The organism is Variovorax sp. 38R (assembly GCF_014843395.1).
Taxonomy (GTDB): domain Bacteria; phylum Pseudomonadota; class Gammaproteobacteria; order Burkholderiales; family Burkholderiaceae_C; genus Variovorax; species Variovorax paradoxus_H.
Genome location: NZ_CP062121.1, coordinates 4487799 through 4507179, shown reverse-complemented (window position 1 = coordinate 4507179; position 19381 = coordinate 4487799). Strand labels below are relative to the sequence as shown.

Annotated in this window: 13 protein-coding genes; 7 read left to right on the top strand and 6 right to left on the bottom strand. The window is 68.4% G+C overall.

Going from position 1 to position 19381, the window contains the following annotated elements; all coding sequences use genetic code 11:
• Nucleotides 1-26: 26 nt before the first annotated feature.
• Nucleotides 27-1841, bottom strand: a complete 1815-nt coding sequence (locus IG196_RS20735; RefSeq protein WP_192192810.1) for a glutamine--tRNA ligase/YqeY domain fusion protein — start codon at nt 1839-1841, stop codon at nt 27-29.
• Nucleotides 1842-1978: 137 nt separating this feature from the next.
• Between IG196_RS20735 and IG196_RS20730 the strand changes: the two genes are divergently transcribed.
• Nucleotides 1979-2338 carry a hypothetical protein gene (locus IG196_RS20730; RefSeq protein WP_101489568.1) on the top strand — a complete coding sequence of 120 codons (360 nt, stop codon included), beginning with the start codon at nt 1979-1981 and terminating at the stop codon, nt 2336-2338.
• Between the two features lie 81 nt (nt 2339-2419).
• Here the strand turns inward: IG196_RS20730 and IG196_RS20725 are convergent, their stop codons facing one another.
• The 4 genes from IG196_RS20725 to IG196_RS20710 form a co-directional block, all read right to left on the bottom strand.
• Nucleotides 2420-3253 (bottom strand): LytR/AlgR family response regulator transcription factor, encoded by an 834-nt coding sequence (locus tag IG196_RS20725; protein ID WP_192192809.1) that lies wholly within the window; start codon nt 3251-3253, stop codon nt 2420-2422.
• Nucleotides 3254-3279: 26 nt separating this feature from the next.
• The gene (locus IG196_RS20720; protein WP_192192808.1) at nt 3280-4362 is read right to left on the bottom strand and encodes a sensor histidine kinase; all 1083 of its coding nucleotides are present in this window, start codon (nt 4360-4362) and stop codon (nt 3280-3282) included.
• Nucleotides 4362-4658: a 2TM domain-containing protein gene (locus IG196_RS20715; protein WP_192192807.1), complete on the bottom strand. Its 297-nt coding sequence runs from the start codon at nt 4656-4658 to the stop codon at nt 4362-4364. The genes IG196_RS20720 and IG196_RS20715 overlap by 1 nt, the downstream gene beginning before the upstream one ends.
• Nucleotides 4659-4762: 104 nt before the next feature.
• Nucleotides 4763-5284 (bottom strand): DUF6622 family protein, encoded by a 522-nt coding sequence (locus IG196_RS20710; RefSeq protein ID WP_099791256.1) that lies wholly within the window; start codon nt 5282-5284, stop codon nt 4763-4765.
• A 288-nt stretch (nt 5285-5572) separates the two neighbouring features.
• Here IG196_RS20710 and IG196_RS20705 point away from each other — a divergent pair, with 288 nt between their 5' ends.
• The 4 genes from IG196_RS20705 to IG196_RS20690 all read left to right on the top strand — a co-directional run bounded on the left by IG196_RS20705 (nt 5573) and on the right by IG196_RS20690 (nt 15803).
• Nucleotides 5573-7213 (top strand): efflux RND transporter periplasmic adaptor subunit, encoded by a 1641-nt coding sequence (locus IG196_RS20705; protein WP_192192806.1) that lies wholly within the window; start codon nt 5573-5575, stop codon nt 7211-7213.
• 61 nt (nt 7214-7274) lie between these two features.
• Nucleotides 7275-10397 carry an efflux RND transporter permease subunit gene (locus tag IG196_RS20700; RefSeq protein WP_192192805.1) on the top strand — a complete coding sequence of 1041 codons (3123 nt, stop codon included), beginning with the start codon at nt 7275-7277 and terminating at the stop codon, nt 10395-10397.
• A gap of 628 nt (nt 10398-11025) precedes the next feature.
• A complete protein-coding gene (locus tag IG196_RS20695) occupies nt 11026-14289 on the top strand; it encodes an efflux RND transporter permease subunit (protein WP_192192804.1) in 3264 nt (1087 codons plus the stop codon).
• Nucleotides 14290-14300: 11 nt separating this feature from the next.
• Nucleotides 14301-15803, top strand: a complete 1503-nt coding sequence (locus IG196_RS20690) for an efflux transporter outer membrane subunit (protein WP_192192803.1) — start codon at nt 14301-14303, stop codon at nt 15801-15803.
• Nucleotides 15804-15945: 142 nt separating this feature from the next.
• Here the strand turns inward: IG196_RS20690 and IG196_RS20685 are convergent, their stop codons facing one another.
• Complete coding sequence (locus tag IG196_RS20685; RefSeq protein ID WP_101490282.1) at nt 15946-16308, bottom strand: SPW repeat protein; 363 nt, start codon at nt 16306-16308, stop codon at nt 15946-15948.
• Between the two features lie 145 nt (nt 16309-16453).
• Here IG196_RS20685 and IG196_RS20680 point away from each other — a divergent pair, with 145 nt between their 5' ends.
• Both IG196_RS20680 and IG196_RS20675 read left to right on the top strand, forming a co-directional pair.
• The gene (locus IG196_RS20680; protein WP_192192802.1) at nt 16454-17038 is read left to right on the top strand and encodes a TetR/AcrR family transcriptional regulator; all 585 of its coding nucleotides are present in this window, start codon (nt 16454-16456) and stop codon (nt 17036-17038) included.
• Nucleotides 17039-17097: 59 nt separating this feature from the next.
• Nucleotides 17098-19377, top strand: coding sequence for a xanthine dehydrogenase family protein molybdopterin-binding subunit (locus IG196_RS20675; RefSeq protein ID WP_192192801.1), 2280 nt, complete (start codon nt 17098-17100; stop codon nt 19375-19377).
• The last annotated feature ends 4 nt before the right edge of the window (nt 19378-19381 follow it).

Genomic DNA, 19381 nt, shown 5'->3' with positions numbered 1-19381 from the left:
GCTTTGCGGGAGAGAGAAAACCGGCCTTACTTGGCCCAGCTGTCCCGCATCCCCGCCGCGCGGTTGAACACGGGCTTGTCTTCTGCGCCGGCCTTCGCGTCGCGCACGAAGTAGCCATGCCGTTCGAACTGGATGCCCACGCCCGCTTCAGCCTTCGCCAGCGACGGCTCGACGAACGCCGTGCACACCTCGAGGCTGTGCTTGTTCAGCTCGTCCAGCAGCTCGCCGCTGCCCGGGTTGGCTTCGGCGAACAGGCGTTCGTACAGTCGCACCTCGGCCTGCACGGCATCCGCCGCAGCCACCCAGGTGATGTTGCCCTTGACCTTGATCGCGTCCGCGCCGGGCGTGCCGCTCTTGGTGTCGGGCACCAGCGTGGCCTGCACTTCGAGGAGCTTGCCGTCGGCGTCGCGCGTGGCGCCGGTGCATTCGATGACGTGGCCGTACTTCAGGCGCACCTTGTTGCCGGGGAACAGGCGGAAGAAGCCCTTGGGCTGCACGTCTTCGTAGTCGGAGCGCTCGATCCAGACTTCGCGGCCGAGCTTGAATTCGCGCTTGCCCATCTCGGGGTGGTGCGGGTGCACGGGGGCGGAGCAGTCGTCGAGAACGTCGTCGCCGCCCATCAGCTCGCCCCAATTCGTGATGACCAGTTTCACCGGGTCGAGCACGGCCATGGCGCGCGGCGCGACGGGCTCGAGGGTGTCGCGCAGCGCAGCTTCGAGGCTGGCGTACTCGATCCAGCCGCCCGATTTGGTGGTGCCGCTGCGTTCGCAGAACAGCTGCAGCGCGGCGGGCGTGTAGCCGCGGCGGCGCAGGCCGGCGATGGTGGGCATGCGGGGGTCGTCCCACCCGTCGACGTGCTTTTCTTCGACCAGCTGGCGCAGCTTGCGCTTGCTGGTCATCACGTGGGTCACGTTCAGGCGGGCGAACTCGTACTGGCGCGGGTGCGGGCTGGCGACGAGGCCGCCTTCGGCCAGGCGGTCGAGCAGCCAGTCGTAGAAGGGGCGCTGGTCTTCGAATTCGAGCGTGCAGATGGAGTGGGTGATCTGCTCCAGCGCGTCTTCGATCGGGTGCGCGTAGGTGTACATCGGGTAGATGCACCACTTGTCGCCCGTGTTGTGGTGGGTGGCGCGGCGGATGCGGTACAGCGCGGGGTCGCGCATGTTGATGTTGGGGCTCGCCATGTCGATCCTGGCGCGCAGGATGGCGGCGCCGTCGTCGAGCTTGCCGTCGCGCATCTCGCGAAAGCGCGCCAGGTTTTCTTGCGAGCTGCGGCTGCGGAAGCGGCTGTCGGTGCCGGGCGTGTTGAAGTCGCCGCGGTTGGCGCGCATTTCGTCGGGCGTCTGCTCGTCGACGTACGCCAGGCCGGCGCCGATCAGGTACTCGGCGGCTTCGTACATGAAGTCGAAGTAGTTGCTGGCGAAGTACTCGTGTTCCTGCAGCGTGCCGGGCGCGCTGGGGCGGTCGGCCAGGTAGGTTTCGTAGCCGAGCCACTTCACCGCGTCGCGGATGGAATCGACGTACTCTTGCTCTTCCTTCTCGGGGTTGGTGTCGTCGAAGCGCAGGTGGCACACGCCACCGTATTCCTTGGCGAGCTGGAAATTCAGCCAGATGCTCTTGGCGTGGCCGATGTGCAGGTAGCCGTTGGGCTCGGGCGGAAAGCGCATGCGAACCTTGGCGGGGTCGGGCATGCCCTGGGCGTGGTGGGCGGCGTCGCCCGGGGAACCGCCCCAGGTGCGGCCTGCGTAGGCACCCTGTGCGAGGTCGTTCTCGATCACATGGCGCAGGAAATTGCTCGGTGCAGCGGTCGTTTTGGTGCCGCTTTTGTCGGTCGGGGAGGTCATCGCGTCATTCTAGAGGGGGGCCTGCGGGGGTTACTTTTGGCAACGCTCTTCACAATGCAGCGTCCACGCGGTTTGCATTTGGGGCGTTCAATACACACATGGGCCCACAACGCCCCCTCAACAAGGAGTTCCACATCATGAGCGTCACACGTTCCAACCTCTTCAAATGGGCCGCCGCCGGTGCGGTGGCCTTCGGTGCCCTGTTTGCGGCCACCTCGGCCAGCGCCCGCGGCGACGTGAGCTGGTCGATCGGCGTCGGCGTGCCCGGCGTGGCGGTCGGCGTGGGCGGTCCCGCCTACTACCCGGCCCCGGTCTACGCGCCGCCGGCTCCTGTGTATTACGCACCGCCGCCCCCGGTCTACTACCGCCCGCCGCCGCCGGTGTATTACCGCCCGGCACCGGTCTACTACGCACCGCCGCCGGCCTATTACGGCCCGCGCTACTACGGTCGCGGCTATCACCGCGGTCATGGCCACGGACACGGCCACTGGCGCTGATTTACAACGCCATTCGTGACTGAATGAAAAAAGCCGGCCCCGAAAAGGCCGGCTTTTTGCTGGGCGCTGGGTTCGAAGATTTCACATGGCGCGAAACAGATGGGCGTAGAGCCGGCTGACCGGAATCTTCTCGGCCCGCCCGCGCAGCGCGAGGTGCAGCTTGCCGGCCTCGTCGCGGTGCACCGCCTCGATGGCCGCGCTGCGCACCACCACCGCCCGGTGCACCTGCCAGAAGGTGTCGGGGTCGAGCTGGGGCAGCAGCTGCTTGAGGGGCGTGCGGATCAAATATTCCTGCGTGGCGGTGAGCACGCGCAGGTATTTGTCGGCCGCCTCAAAGTACAGCACCTCGTCGATCGGCACCATGCGCACGGTGGCGCCGCCGGCATCGCTGGCGGCAATCATGCGCAGCGGTGCCGATGGCGATGCCGACGGGGCACCGCCGGCGGCGCCCAGCACCTGGCGCCACTGGGCGAGGGTGCGCTCCAGCGCTTCGTCGGCCGGGACGGGCGGCGTCATCGACGGCGCGGCCGCCGCCAATGCCTGCCGCAGCCGCGCCACGGTCTTGCGCAGGCGCTCGGGCTGCACGGGCTTGAGCACGTAGTCGATGGCTTCGGCCTCAAAGGCGCGTGCGGCGTACTCGTCGTAGGCGGTCACGAACACCAGCTGCGGCATCGGCGCCTCGTCCGTCGGCCAGCTGTCGGCCAGCTCGGCGGCGGCGCCCAGTCCGTCGAGGCCGGGCATGCGGATGTCGAAGAACAGCACCTGCGGCAGCAGCCGCAGCGCCTCGCGCACGGCGCTGCGGCCGTCGCGGGCGGTGGCGACCACGCGCAACTCGGGCCAGACCGTGGCCAGCTCGGCCTGCAGGGCCTGGGCCAGCAGGGGTTCGTCTTCGGCGATGAGGGCGGTGAGGGGCATCGTCTTCCTGTCGTCGTGGGGCATGTTCAGGCGGGCAGGGGAAGGTTCAAGGTGACGCACGTACCGCCGCCAGCTTGCGCGGGGCGCAGGCTCAGCCGGCCCTGCTCGCCGTACACGGTGGCCAGCCGCTCGCGCACCTGTTCGAGCCCGAAACCGCCGCTTTCCAACGGTTGTGGTGGCGCCGCATCGAGCCCGACGCCGGTGTCGCTCACTTCGATGACCAGTTCGCCCGCCTCCCGGCGCGCGCGCACGGCGATCTCGCCGCCTTCGACCTGGGGCTCGAGCCCGTGGCGGATGCTGTTCTCGACCAGCGGCTGCAGCAGCAGCGGCGGCACGGGTGTGTCACGCAGATCGTCGGGCAGGTCGAGCGTGTAGCGCAGGCGCTCGCCCATGCGCACCGACATCAGTTCGAGGTAGTCGCCGAGCCGTTCGAACTCGGCCGACAGCGGATGCGACAGCGCGCGCGAGCCGCTGAGCGTCATGCGCAGATAGCTGTTGAGCCGGTCGAGCATGGCCACGGCGCGCGGCGGGTCGACGGTGATCAGCACGCGCAGGTTCGCCAGCGTGTTGAAGAGCATGTGCGGCTCGAGCTGGGTTTCGAGCAGCTTGAGGCGGGCTTCGGTGGCATTGCGCTGGGCCAGGTCGATCTGGCGTTGCATGTGCTTGCTGCGCCCCAGGCTGTAGAAGAGGTAGCACATGCCGATGGTGGCCGCCAGCGTGATGACGATGGTGGAGGCCATCCGGTGGCGGGCGAAGCCGCTGAAGTCGAACAGCGGCCGGCCGACCCAGGCGTCCCCGATGGCGCCGCCGCCGAGGAAGCCCAGCACGACGCCGAAGGCCACCAGCACGAAGCCCCAGGGGCCGTGCGGCCAGAGCACGTCGCTCTTGCCGCTGATGAACAGGCGGCCGGTGTCGATGACCAGCCAGCTGATGGTTCCGATCGACAGCGAATACACCATCTGCGAACTCCAGCTGCCCATGCCCGAGACCGTCAGCGCCGCCGCGATGACGCAGCAGAAGGCGACCGTGATCAGGCCATGCCGCAGGATGTCCCGAAGGTTCTCGGCGCGAAAGCGCGACGGGCGGGCGGTGTCCGCCGCTGCCGTCATCAACGGTCCTCGGCGCCCAGGGTGCGGCGCTCGCGTGCCACCAGCCGGTCGTAGAAACCGCCGCCGGGCGCGAGGAACCAGACCACTGCGCCGTGGATCAGCAGGCCCAGGCCCCAGCCCATGAGCGGGTAGACGGCCCACGTGTGGCCGCGCGAGGCGGCCAGCCCGACCAGGCCCAGGTTGACGACCACGTAGACGAAGGCGTGGATGTACCAGCCCATCTTGGCGCCGGCGCGGCGGCGGGCGCGCTTTTCGAGATCGGCATCGGCGCGGTTCGAAGTGGTGGATGTGTTCATGACAGTTCTCCTTGGACAGACAGGTCAGGATGGGGTGGTTTTTGGATGCGTTCGAACTCGGTCCTGACTGTTCTGGCCGCAAGGGTCGGAACGGGACCGGAATCTTAGGCCGCGCGGGCCCCGCTGACCATCGCACCCGACGCGGCGGCCAACCGCCACAGGCGCGCGGCACGGGCCGCGAAGATGCCGCTGAAGGCGCCGTACAGCGCGGGCACGCCCAGGGCGAAGGCCACGTGGTGGCGTAGCTCGGGGTGCATGGCCAGCGACACGCCCACCACGTACTTGGTGAAGAAGATGCCCATCATGAGCATCAGCGGCACGGCGGTGCCGGCCACCTCGAACTGGCGCGCGGCCGCGTCGTAGCGCGTGGTCGCCGGCAGTGGGCGGCGCAGCACCAGCGCCACGAGCAGCAGCGCGGCCACGGCCCAGCCGAGCAGTGCGCCGGCCGAGTCGCCGAAGACCGACACCACACCGAAGAACGACAGGCCGGCCATCGCGACCGGCATCACCAGCACGCGGTTCAGGCCGAGGCGGTTGGCCACGAGCTGACGGCCGCCGAGCCAGGCCAGCAGGACGAACACGGCGAACACCCACTTCGGGGTGTGAAGAAGGATCTGCATCAGCATGAGAGGCTCCGTTCGGTTGGAAGAAGACAAAGGGGGCAGGGAATCGATGGAGCGGACTGTGCCGATGCCGCCGGGCCCTCGCCACGGCCATGCGACGAAATGCGGGTGGGCGGCGTGAAGTGCCGGCCGCGGGCGTGAATGGCGGGCGGAAGGCCACGACAGATGCATGCAAACGGAAGCTTTACCGTCGCTTTACGGCACGGAAAACTTGGGGAGTGATATTTCGCGCTGTACTCTAGGCCGCCTCCCTTCAGGTCGCTCTTTCGCACCCCTTCGCACGCACCGCCCATGGATTCCCACACGCCCCCCGAGCCCCTGCCACCCGTCGTGTCGCCGACCCATCCTCCGGCGCGTCGGCGCCGCTGGTTCGGGAGCCTGATGGCCCTGCTTCTGCTGGTGGCCCTCGGGGGCGGTGCCTGGTACCTGATCCAGCGTTCCAAATCACCGGCGCCCGGCGCGGGCGGACCGGGCCAAGGGCGGCCCGGCGGCGGTGGTCCGGGTGGGCGAGCGGGTGGCGGTGGCGGCGGTGCGGCCTCCAGCACCGTCGGCACCGCCGTCGCGCGGCAGGCCGACATTCCGGTGCAGCTCGAAGCGCTGGGCACGGTCACGCCGCTGGCCAATGTGACGGTGCAGCCGCAGGTGTCGGGCGTGCTCACGGCCGTGCTGTTCAAGGAAGGCCAGATGGTCAAGAAGGGCGACGTGCTCGCCACCATCGACCCGCAGCCCTTCGAGAACGCACTGGCGCAGGCCGCCGGCGCGCGCCAGCGCGACGAGGCGCAGCTGGCCGCGGCGCGCGTCACGCTGCAGCGCTACCAGACGCTGCTCGGGCAAGACTCCATCGCCCGCCAGGACGTCGACACCCAGGCCGCGCTGGTCAAGCAGCTCGAAGGCACCGTGGCCATCGACCGCGCCAACGAAAACACCGCCAAGCTCAACCTGACCTGGAGCCGCATCACGGCGCCGGTGAGCGGGCGCATCGGCCTGCGGCCGGTGGACGCGGGCAACTACATCTCGACCGGCAGCACGGGCGGCGTGGCCACCATCACGCAGATCGCGCCCATCGACGTCGAGTTCGCCATTCCGCAAGACCGCGTGCCCGAGGTGCAGGAGCGGCTGGGGCAGGGCGCCACGCTCGCCACCACTGCCTTCGACCGCACGCGCACGCGTCGGCTGGCCGAGGGCAGTTTTTCCACGCTCGACAACATGGTCGACACGCAGACCGGCACCGTGAAGGCCAAGGCGCGCTTCACCAACGCCGACGGCGTGCTGTTCCCGAACCAGTTCGTCAACCTGCGGCTGCTGCTGCGCACCGTGAGCAGCGCGGTGGTGGTGCCGGTCACGGCGCTGCGGTACGGCCCGAACGGCGACTACGTGTACGTGGTGACGGCCGAGAACACGGCCTCGCAGCGACCGGTGACGCGCGGTGAGTCGAGCGTCGAATTCGCCTCGATCACCAAGGGCCTGCAGCCCGGCGAAACCGTGGTGACCGAAGGCGGCGACCGCCTGAAGGACGGCGCGCGCGTGCAGACCACGGTCGACCGGCCCGCCGGTGCGGCCTCCGGCGCAGCAGCGCCGGGTGGACGGCGTGGCGGACGTCGGCAGGAAGGCGCCGGCGGTGCCCGTCCGGCCGAAACGGCGGCACCGGCTGCGCCATCGCAGGCACCGGCCGCACCTGCCGCTGGAACGGCTGCGCCGGCTGCAGCGCCTGCGGCAACAACGCCTGCACCTGCAGCCACACCCGCCAAGCTCCCCACCCCCGAGCAGCGCCAGCGCATGCTCGACGCGGCCAAGGACGATCCCGAACAACTCGAACGCCGCAAGCGTTTCCTCGAAGCACTCGACCGCGGCGACCCGGCCGCGCTGGAGCGTTGGCAACGTCAGTCCGAGCGCGGCGGCGAACGCGGCGGTGAGGGACGGCGCAGCCCATGAGCGCCGTGCCGGGCCGCCCCAAACAAGCTCGCACCGCAGTGCGAAGCACGAAGGTATATCTATGAGCCCGTCGCGCCCGTTCATCCTGCGGCCGGTCGCCACCTCGCTGCTGATGTTGGCCATCGTGCTGGCCGGCCTGGTGGCGTTCCGCTTCTTGCCGCTGGCGGCGCTGCCGCAGGTCGACTACCCGACCATCCAGGTCCAGACGCTCTACCCCGGGGCCAGCCCCGAGGTCATGAGCAACACCGTCACTGCGCCGCTGGAGCGCCAGTTCGGTCAGATGTCGGGGCTCGACCGCATGAGCTCGACCAGCGCGGCGGGCGTGTCGATCATCACGCTACAGTTTTCGCTGGGCCAGACGCTCGACGTCGCCGAGCAGGAAGTGCAGGCCGCCATCAACGCCGGCGGTTCGCTGCTGCCGGCCGACCTGCCCGCGCCGCCGGTGTATGCCAAGGTCAACCCGGCTGATGCGCCGGTGCTCACGCTGGCCATCACGTCGGACACGCTGCCGCTCACCGAGGTGCAGAACCTCGTGAACACCCGGCTCGCGCAGAAGATCAGCCAGGTCTCGGGCGTGGGCCTCGTGTCGCTCAGCGGCGGGCAACGCCCGGCCGTGCGCATCCAGGCCAACACGCAGGCGCTGGCGGCCAACGGCATCGGGCTGGATTCGCTGCGCACCGCCATCAGCGCGGCCAACTCCAACGGCGCCAAGGGCAGCTTCGACGGCCCCAAGCGCGCCTACACCATCAACTCGAACGACCAGCTGCTCACGGTCGACGACTACAAGAACCTCATCGTCAGCTACAAGAACGGCGCGCCGATCCGCATGGTCGACGTGGCGCGTGTGGTCAACAGCGCCGAGAACGCCCAGCTCGGTGCCTGGTCCGGTCGCAAGGTCGACGGGCAGGTGCAGCTCACGCCCGCCATCATCCTGAACGTGCAGCGCCAGCCCGGCGCCAACGTGATCGCGACTGTCAACGCCATCAAGAAGCAGCTGCCCGAACTGCAGGCCGGCCTGCCCGCGGGCCTGCAGATCGAGGTGCTGAGCGACCGCACCGCCGGCATCCGCTCGTCGGTGCAGCACGTCGAAATGGAACTGGTGCTGGCCGTGGTGCTCGTGGTGCTGGTGATCTTTGCGTTCCTGGGCAGCCTGCGCGCCACCGTCATCGCCAGCATCGCCGTGCCGATCTCGCTGATCGGCAGCTTCGGCCTGATGTACTTGCTGGGCTACAGCCTGAACAACCTGAGCCTGATGGCGCTGACCATCGCCACCGGCTTCGTGGTGGACGACGCGATCGTCATGATCGAGAACATCGCGCGCTACATCGAGGAAGGCGAAAAGCCGCTGCAGGCCGCGTTCAAGGGCGCCGCGCAGATCGGCTTCACGATCATCTCGCTGACCGTGTCGCTCATCGCCGTGCTGATCCCGTTGCTGTTCATGGGCGACGTGGTGGGCCGCCTGTTCCGCGAGTTCGCCGTGACGCTGGCGATCACCATCCTGATCTCGGGCGTGGTGTCGCTCACGCTGGTGCCGATGATGTCGGCGCGCTGGCTCAAGCACGAGCCGAAGAAGGACGCGACGGGCACCGGCTTCGGCGCGCGCGCCCAGCGTTTCTTCGACGGCGTGATGGTGCGCTACGACCGCTCGCTGCACTGGGTGATCGCCCACCAGCCGCTCACGCTGTTGGTGGCGCTGCTCACCATGGTGCTGACCGTGGTGCTGTACCTCACGATTCCCAAGGGCCTGTTCCCCACGCAGGACACCGGCCAGCTGCAGGCCCGCGTGCAGGCCGCGCAAGACGTGTCTTTCGAGCGCATGGCGCAGCTGCAGCAGCAGGCCGCGCGCGCCATTCTTGAAGACCCCGACGTCGAGAACCTCAGCTCCTTCGTCGGTGTGGACGCGGCCAACAACACGATGTTGCACACCGGCAGCATGCTCATCAACCTGACGAAGAGCCACGACAACCAGCAGGAGGTGATGGACCGCCTGCGCGATCGCGTGCGGCAGGTGGCCGGCCTCACGCTGTACCTGCAGCCCACGCAAGACCTGACCATCGATGCCGAGACCGGACCGACCGAGTACCGCGTGTCGCTGGAAGGCGTGAACAGCGCGCTCGTCACCGAGTGGATGCAGAAGCTGGTGGCGAAGCTGCAGGAGTCGGACAAGGTGCGCAACGTGAGCAGCGATGCCGGCGCGCAAGGCCTGGCCGCGTATGTGAACGTGAACCGCGACACGGCCTCGCGGCTGTCGATCACTGCGAGTTCGGTGGACGATGCACTGTACAGCGCCTTCGGCCAGCGCATCGTGTCGACCATTTTTACGGAGACGAACCAGTACCGCGTGATTCTGGAAGCGCAGCCCGGCATGGTGAACACGCCGCAGACGCTGGGGCAGTTGAACCTCATTGCGGGGTCGGGCACGGCGACGCCGCTGTCGGCTTTTGCGGAGATCAGCGAGCGGCAGGCGCCGTTGCAGATCACGCACGTGGCGCAGTATCCGGCGAGTACGTTGAACTTCGATACGGCGCCGGGGGTTTCTTTGGGTGGGTCGGTGGCGGCGATTCGCGCGGCTGCGAAAGAGATCGGGTTGCCGAGCAGCGTGACGATGACTTTTCTGGGGGCTTCGGGGGCCTATGAAAAGTCGTTGTCGAATCAGCTGTGGTTGATTCTGGCGGCGGTGGTTTGCGTGTACATCGTGCTGGGGGTGCTGTACGAGAGCTATGTGCATCCGTTGACGATTTTGTCTACGTTGCCTTCTGCTGGGGTCGGTGCCTTGTTGGCGCTGATGATTACTGGCAATGATCTGGGGGTGATTGGGATCATCGGGATCATCTTGCTGATCGGCATCGTGAAGAAGAACGCGATCATGATGATCGACTTTGCTATCGATGCTGAACGGACTCAAGGGAAGTCGGCGCGGGAGGCGATTCATCAGGCTGCTCTGTTGCGGTTTCGTCCTATCTTGATGACTACGCTGGCGGCTTTGTTTGCTGCTGTGCCTTTGATGTTGAGTTTTGGGGATGGGGCTGAGTTGAGGCGTCCTCTGGGGCTTGCGATTTTTGGTGGGTTGATCGTTAGTCAGTTGCTGACTTTGTTTACTACGCCGGTTATTTATTTGGCGTTTGATCGGTTGGGGGGAGGGGCTCGTCGGTCTTCTGCTGAGCTTGAGGAGGAGACGGTTTGATCTGTCTGTGCTCCTGCTGCTTGTTTGTTTTCCGAGGCCGGGAGTTCCGCCCGGCGGCGGACTTACTTTCTTTTGCTTCGCCAAAAGAAAGTAAGCAAAGAAAAGGCGACCCCACTGTCTGCGACCCCTGCGCTTCGCTACGGGGCAACCTGCGGTGCTCGCGTTTCGCGGGGTCTCGCAGAACTCGCTTCGCTCAAACAGCTGCGAGCCCTGATCCGCGAAACGCTCCGCTCCTCGGCGCAGCCAGAGGGGAGGGGGAGCTTCGGGCCTTCGCTTCGCTCGGCCCGGGAGAAGCCAACAGCCAACACAAATTCCAACCGCCGCAGGCGCGAAGCGCCTGCGGCGGCTTGGTGGCCGAGCGAAGCGATGGCCCGCCCGGTACCCAAACCCCTTCTGTATGCGCCGAGGAGCGCAGCGTTTCGCGGATCAGGGCTTGCCCTTGTTTGAGCGAAGCGAGTTTGGGCGAGACCCCGCGAAACGTGAGCACCGCAGGTTGCCCGAAGCGAAGCGGAGGGACGCAGACAGCAGGGTCGCCTTTCTTTTGCCTACGTTTCTTTGGCGAAGCAAAGAAAAGTAGGTCGCCCGCCGGGGCGAGACCCGGCCTCCGTCCTTCGCTGGGAGCGCAGCGGTGAATTTGTCGCGCCCCTTCGTCCGCCGCCCCATAGGCACAGTCCTGCTAACCATAGGCATCGCCCTGGCAGGCATAGCCGCGTTCTTCGTATTACCAGTCTCCCCGCTACCCCAAGTCGACTACCCAGTCATCTCAGTAAGAGCCTCGATCCCAGGCGCAAGCCCAGAGACGATGGCAACAAGCGTAGCAACGCCACTAGAAAGACACCTAGGCACCATCGCAGGCGTCAACGAAATGACGTCCACCAGCTCGGTAGGCTCCTCCCGCGTCACCCTGCAATTCGACCTAAGCCGCAACATCGACGGCGCCGCAAGAGAAGTCCAGGCAGCCATCAACGCCAGCCGCGTAGACCTGCCTGCGACATTAAGAAGCAACCCAACCTACCGCAAAGCCAACCCAGCAGCCTCCCCCGTCATCATCCTGGCCCTCACGTCAAAGACAAAAACCCCAGGCCAGATCTACGAAGCAGTCTCGAACATCGTCAGCCAGCGCCTGTCCCAAGTCGACGGCGTAGGCGACGTAGAAATCGGCGGCGGTTCGCTCCCCGCCGTGCGCATCGAGCTGCTGCCGTTCGCGCTGAATCGCTACGGCATCAGCACCGACGACGTGCGCGCCGCGATTCAAGCGTCCAACGCCAACCGCCCCAAGGGCATGGTGCAAGGCGAAGGGCGCAAGCTGCAGATCTACACCCAGACCCCGGCGCTGCGCGCAAGCGACTACGCCTCGATGGTCGTGGCCTGGCGCAACGGCGCGGCGGTGCGGCTGCGCGAGGTGGCCGACGTGATCGACGGCGTGGAAGACACGCGCACGCTGGGCCTGTTCAACGGCGAGCCGGCGATCATCGTGCTGATCACGCGACAGCCCTCGGCCAACATCATCGAGACGGTCGACAACGTGCGTGCGCTGCTGCCCGAGCTGCAGGCCCAACTGCCGCCGGACGTGACGCTGCAGGTCGCCTCGGACAGCACCAATTCCATTCGCAGTTCGCTGCGCGAAGTGGAGATGACGCTGGTCATCGCCGTGCTGCTCGTCGTGCTGGTGGTCAGCCTGTTTTTGCGCAGCGTGCGCGCGACCGTGGTGCCGGCGGTGGCGACGGTGGTGGCGCTGCTGGGCACGTTCGGGGTGATGCATCTGCTGGGCTTCAGTCTCAACAACCTGAGCCTGATGGCGCTCACGGTGGCCACGGGCTTCGTGGTGGACGACGCGATCGTGGTGCTCGAGAACACCAGCCGCCACATCGAAGCGGGCATGTCGCGCATGAAGGCGGCGCTGCTCGGCGCGCAGGAAGTGGGCTTCACGGTGCTGTCGATCAGCGTGTCGCTGGTGGCGGTGTTCATTCCGCTGCTGTTCATGGGCGGGCAGGTGGGGCGGTTGTTCCGCGAGTTCGCGGTGACGCTGTCGGCGGCGGTGCTGATCTCGCTGGTCATCTCGCTCACGACCACGCCGATGATGTGCGCGTGGATGCTCAAGCCCGGCGGCAACAACGGTCACGGCAACGGCAAGCCGCCGGGCCGCCTCGGCCGCGCGGCGGAGCGCAGCTACGACTGGATGCTCAAACGCTACGAGAGCGCGCTCGACTGGGCGCTCGACAGCAAGGCGATCGTCATGTTCGTGCTGCTGGCGGTGGTGGGGCTCAATGTCTACCTGTTCAGCGCGGCGCCGAAAGGCTTCTTCCCGCAGCAGGACAGCGGCCAGCTCAACGGCGGCTTGCGTGCCGACCAGAGCATTTCGTCGCAGGCCATGGGCGCCAAGCTGCGCGAGGTGGTCGACATCATCCGCAAGGACGAGGCGGTCGACACCGTGGTGGGCTTCACGGGCGGCGGGCGGGCGGGCGGTGGCTTCATGTTCGTCAACCTGAAGCCGGCCAGCCAGCGCAAGGACAGCGGCCTGGCGGTGATCGCGCGGCTGCGCCCGCAGCTGGCGCAGGTGACGGGGCTGCGCGTGTTCCTCGGCCCGGTGCAGGACGTGCGCTCGGGCGGGCGCTCCAGCAACTCCACCTACCAGTACACGCTCAAGAGCGACAGCCTGGCCGACCTGCGCACCTGGGCCGTGAAGCTGGCCGACGAGATGAAGCAGCAGCCCACGCTGACCGACATCGACACCGACCAGGACCAGAACGGCGTGGAGACGGTGGCGAAGGTCGATCCCGACAGCGCGCGGCGCCTGGGGCTGACCTCCACCGCCATCGACAACGCGCTGTACAACGCCTTCGGCCAGCGGCAGGTGGCCACGATCTACACCGAGCTCAACCAGTACCACGTGGTGATGGAATGGGCGCCGGCCTACACGAGCAGCCCGAACGCGCTGCGCGACGTGTACGTGCCCGCCACCCGAACTTCGGTGGTGGGCGGGCAGGCGGTGACCACGCAGGTGGCGGCAACCACATCGACCAGCAGCACGGCGGCCTCCACCAGCGCCGCCGCGACGGTGCCGGTGTCGGCCAACGCCGGCCTGCGCAACGCTTCGACGGGCAACGTGCTGAGCAACACAGCCACCACGCTGGTGCCGCTGTCGGCGGTGGCGAAGTTCGAGGAGCAGTCGGTCGCGACCTCGGTGAGCCATGAAGACGGCGAGCTCGCCACCACCATCTCGTTCAACCTGGCCGAAGGCGCCAACCTTGGCGATGCGCGCGAGGCCATCGCCAAGGCCGAGGCCAACATCGCGATGCCGACGAATGTGCGCGGCGCCTTTGCCGGCACCGCGCTGAGCGCGCAGCAGTCGCAGGGCCAGCAGGTGATGCTGATTCTGGCGGCGCTGGTGGTGATCTACATCGTGCTGGGCATCCTGTACGAGAGCCTGGTGCACCCGGTGACGGTGTTGTCGACCTTGCCCTCGGCCGGCGTGGGCGCGGTGCTGGCGCTCTTGATGTTCCGCATGGAGTTTTCCATCATCGCGTTGATCGGCGTGTTCCTGCTGATCGGCATCGTGAAGAAGAACGCCATCTTGATCATCGACTTCGCGCTGGAGGCCGAACGCTCGCGCGGCCTGAGCCCGCTCGAGGCGGTGCGCGAGGCCTGCCTGCTGCGCTTCCGCCCGATCCTGATGACCACCCTGGCCGCCGCGCTCGGCGCGCTGCCGCTGGCCATCGGCTTCGGCGAGGGCGCCGAACTGCGCCGGCCGCTGGGCGTGGCGATCATCGGCGGGCTCATCGCGAGCCAGCTGCTGACGCTGCTCACCACGCCGGTGGTGTACCTGCTGCTCGACAAGCTGCGCCGCCGCGGCAAGAACGAACACGCGCTGAGCCGCGCTCCGGCCGTCTGAGACCCATGACCATGAATGCCTCCTTCACTTCTATCGGTCCTTCACGCCGCTTCTTCGCGCTGAGCACGCTCGCGGTGGCCGCCGTGCTCGCCGGCTGCGCCGTCGGCCAGACTTACCAACTTCCCGCATCCGCCGCGCCCGCCGGCTGGAAGGAACAGCCCGCCGCCGACGGCTGGCTGCCCGCCGCGCCGGCCGACGCGCTCGACCGCGGCGAGTGGTGGAAGCTCTTCGGCGACGCCACGCTCGATGAACTCGCGGGGCGCGTGCAGGTGTCGAACCAGAACATCGCCGCCGCCGTCGCCAACTACACACAGGCGCAGGCGCTGGTGCGCGAGCAGCGCGCGGGGCTGTTCCCGTCGGTGTCGTTCGACGGCAGCGGCAGGCGTTCGGGCACGGTGGGTGGCAACGCTTCGACCAGCCCGTCGAATGCCTTCGGCGCCACGCTGGGCGCGAGCTGGACGCCCGATGTGTGGGGCCGGCTGCGCGAAACCGTGAACAGCGCGCAGGCCAACGCACAGGCCAGCGAGGCCGACCTGGCCTCGGCGCGGCTGTCGGCCGTCGGCGACCTGGCGACCCACTACTTCTCGCTGCGCGAGGCCGACGCCGAGATCGTGCTGCTCGACGAAACCATCCTCGGCTACCAACGCGCTTTCGAGATCACGAGCAACCGCTACGCCGCCGGCATCGCCGCGCAGACCGACGTGCTGCAGGCGCAGACGCAACTGGTGAACGCCAAGGCCGACCGCGTGGGCCTGCAGCGCACACGCGCCACGCTGGAGCACGCCATCGCGATGCTGGTGGGCGTGGCGCCGGCCGATTTCAGCCTGCCGCCCGCGCGCTGGACGCCCACGGTGCCCGGCGTGCCGACCGGCGTGCCCTCGACGCTGCTGCAACGCCGGCCCGACATCGCGGCGGCGGAGCGTGCAGTGGCCGCGGCCAATGCGCAGATCGGCGTGGCGCGCTCGGCCTACTACCCGAACATCTCGCTCACCGCCTCGGTCGGCAGCAACGCGAGCCGCGTGAAAGACCTCTTCGGTTCGGCCAACACGCTGTGGGGGCTGGGCCTGTCGGTGGCGCAGGTGGTGTTCGATGCGGGAGCGATCAGCGCCAGCGTCGATGCCGCCAAGGCCGGCCACGAGGCCAGCGTGGCGCGCTACCGGCAGACCGTGCTGGCCGCGTTCCAGACCGTCGAAGACCAGCTGACCACCGGCGCCACGCTGGCGCAGCAGGAAGGCCTGCGCCGCGAGGCCACGGCAGCGGCCGACAAGACCGAGCAGCAACTGCTCAATAGGTATCGCGCGGGGCAGGTGAGCTACACCGACGTGGTGCAGGCGCAGGCCGCCGCACTGAGCGCGCGGCGCGCGCTCGTGCAGCTTCAGGTCAATCGCCAGGCCGCGGCAATCGCGCTGATCCAGGCCATGGGCGGCGGCTGGCAGGCCGACTGGATGGGCGATGCCCGCCCGGTCGGCAACAGCATTCAAAACAACAACAACGCCGCTTCCCGCGCGCCGTAAGCGGCGGGTGTCGCGGGCGGGCATGGGAACCTGCCTGGCCCGTCGGCCCGACCAGTGCTCGCTGCATGCAGGAACACCGGACCGGGCGTCGTCGCTTCGCGGCGGTGGTCGCCGCTCGGCTCACACTATCGCTCTCTCCCCATCACGCCGGACGGTCGATGGCACCGCCCAGGTAGTCCTTGTCGGTCACCAGGACCCAGAGGGCGAGCACCATGATCACCGCGGCAACAAGCACCGCGTTGACCAGTGCCGGCTCGACCATGCGGAAGTCGAGCAACCAGGGCGACACCGCCAGCCAGGCTGCCAGCGCCACTTCGGTCCACTCTTCCCACTGATGCGGCACGAAGGTCGCGCCCAAGGCCACGGCGCCCAGCGCGATGCCGGTCGCCACCATGGTCCACATGGCGAGCGTGTTGCCCTGAAAGCCCAGTACCCACGGCGAGACGATCAGCCACACGCCGGCGACGGCGTTGACGGGGTCCTGCCAATGCTTGACATGCTTCATGGTCATTACCTCCTGTCGCAGCACGACGCCACGACCTTCGTTGGACTGCCGCGTGACACCGTGGTTCCACGGGCTTGCGGATCGGCGCCGCGTTCCTATACTTGAGTAAGCACTCATTTAAACGAACGATGGAGACCATCGACGCATGGCCCGGCCCCGCAGCGCAGACAAACACAACGCGATCCTCGAGGCGGCGCTGGTCGAGTTCGGCCGGCGCGGCGTGTGGGCCACGCCGACCTCGGCCATCTCGCGCACCGCGGGCGTGGCCGAGGGCACGCTGTTCACCTACTTCGCGAGCAAGGCGCTGCTGACCGACGCGCTGTACCGCGCATTGAAGACCGAGCTGGCCGGCGTGATGCTGGCCGACTGGCCCGAAGCCGCCGACCCACGCACCCAGTTCCGCCACATCTGGGACCGCTACGTGCAATGGGGCGTGGCGCACCCCGGCAAGCTGCGCGTGCTGGCGCAACTCAAGGTGTCCGACGAACTGAGCAACGAGAGCCGCGTCGCCGGCATGGTGCCGTTCGCGCGGCTGGAGGCGGCAGCGCACGAGTGCATGCGGCGCGGCGAAGTCGTCGAGCGGCCGATGGAGTTCCTGGGCGCGATGCTCACGGCCATGGCCGAGACCACGGTCGGCTACATCGCGCAGGCCGGTGATGACCACGAGGCCTTCGACTGTGCCGAAGCCGGCTTCGAGATGTTCTGGCGAGGCATCGCCGTGCCGCCCTGACGACGGCGACATCTCCGCACGAACGACAAGCAAGACCCCCACCGAAGAAAGACCACCCCATGCCCCAACTCAAACGCCGCCACTTCGCGCTCGGCACCCTCGGGGCCGCCGGCGCCCTGGTCGTCGGCTGGGCCGCCACGCCGGCGGCGTCGCGCCTCGTGCCCGGCGCGCCGCTGCCGGCGGGCAACGGGCAGGTCGCGCTCAATGGCTGGGTCAAGGTGGGCAGCGACGACACGGTCACGCTGGTGATGACGCAGTCGGAAATGGGGCAGGGCACCCACACCGGCCTGGCGATGCTGCTGGCCGAAGAGATGGACGCTTCGATGTCGCAGGTGCGGCTCGAGCAGGCCGGCTTCGACGCCATCTACAACAACCAGGCCATGATCCTCGACGCGCTGCCCTTCAAGCCCGGCGACGAGGGCTTCGGCAAGCGCGCGGCGCACCAGGTGGTAGGCAAGCTGTTGCGCACGATTCCGGGGCTGTCGGGCACGGGCGGCTCGTCGAGCGTCACCGACCAGTGGGGCCCGGTGCGCGAGGCCGGCGCCTCGGCGCGGCTGATGCTGGTGGGCGCGGCGGCGGCGCAGTGGCAGGTGCCTGCGAGCGAGTGCCGCACCGAGGCCGGCCGTGTGCTGCACCCGGCCTCCAACCGCAGCGCGCGCTTCGGCGAACTCGCGGCGCAGGCCGCGCAGCAGCCGCTGCCCACGGCGGTGAAGCTCAAGGCACAAGCCGACTTCCGCGTCATTGGCCAGCCGCAGCGGCGCATCGACAACGCCGGCAAGCTCAACGGCACCGCCATCTACGGCATCGACGTGCTGCCGCCGGGCCTGCTGTACGCCAGCATCGCCATGTGCCCGACGCTGGCCGGCCGCGTCGCGCACTTCGATGCGAAAGCCGCCGAGGCGCTGCCCGGCGTGCGCAAGGTGGTGGCGCTGGAACCCGTGGCCGCGAGCCTCGTCGGCACCGGCAGCACGGCGGGCGGCGTCGCCGTGATCGCCGACACGCCGTACCACGCGATGCGCGCGCTGAAGAAGGTCGACATCACCTGGGACCACGGCCCGGCCGCGAGCCTGTCGAGCGCCGAGATGATCGACCGCCTCGCGCGCACGCTCGACACCGACGCAGGCAACGCGCGCCTCGATACGGGCGGCGTGGCAGCAGCGCTCAAGTCGGCCGCGCGCATGATCGAGGTCGAGTACCGCGTGCCCTTCCTGGCGCACGCCACCATGGAGCCGATGAACTGCACCGTGCAGTTCAAGGACGGCGCCGCCACCGTCTGGGCGCCCACGCAGGCGCCGGGCTTCGCGCGCGCCGCGGTCGCCAAGACGCTGGGCATCGATGCCGAGAAGGTCACGCTGCACGTGACCTACCTGGGCGGCGGCTTCGGGCGGCGCTACTTCATCGACTTCCTGGTGCAGGCCGCGCAGCTCGCACGCGAGGCCGGCGGCGCGCCGGTGCAGCTGATCTGGTCGCGCGAGGAAGACATGACGCACGACTTCTATCGCCCCGCCTACGTGGCGCGGTGCAAGGCCGGCTTCGACGCGGCGGGCGCGCTGGTCGCGTGGCAGACCACCAGCGCCGGCTCCAGCCTGGGCGCGCCGTCGTTCATGGACAACTCGACCGACGGCGCCTGGAACACCGCCTACGACTTTCCGCAGGCCCGCGTGGCGCACGTGCCGGTCGAATCGGCCGTCACCACCGGCATCTGGCGCTCGGTGGCCCATTCGCAGAACGGCTTCTTCGTCGAGAGCTTCATCGACGAATGCGCCGTGGCCGCCGGCAAGGACCCGGTCGCCTTCCGTGCCGGCCTGCTCGCCAAGGACGCGCGCCACCTGGCGGTGCTCAAGCGCGTGGCCGAGCTCTCGAAGTGGGGCGAGCCGCTGGCCGACGGGCCCGACGGCGCCAAGCGCGCGCGCGGGGTGGCCATTCATCGCGCCTTCGGCAGCATCGTGGCGCAGGTGGCCGAGGTGTCGGTGACGCCCGAGCGGCAGATCCGCGTGCACCGCGTGGTGTGCGTTATCGACTGCGGCCTGCCGGTGAACCCGAACCTGATCCGCCAGCAGATGGAGGGCGGCATCGTGTTCGGCCTGTCGGCGGCGCTGCGCGGCGAGATCACCGTGGCGCGCGGCCAGGTGCAGCAGACCAATTTCCACGACTACACGCCGCTGCGCATCGACGAGTGCCCGGCCATCGAGGTCGACATCCTCGCCGGCACCGGCGCCGAGGTGCCGCCCGGCGGCGTCGGCGAGCCGGGCACGCCGCCCATCGCGCCCGCCGTGGCCAACGCCGTGTTCGCGCTGACCGGCCAGCGCCTGCGCAGCCTGCCTTTGCGGCTGGCCTGACCCT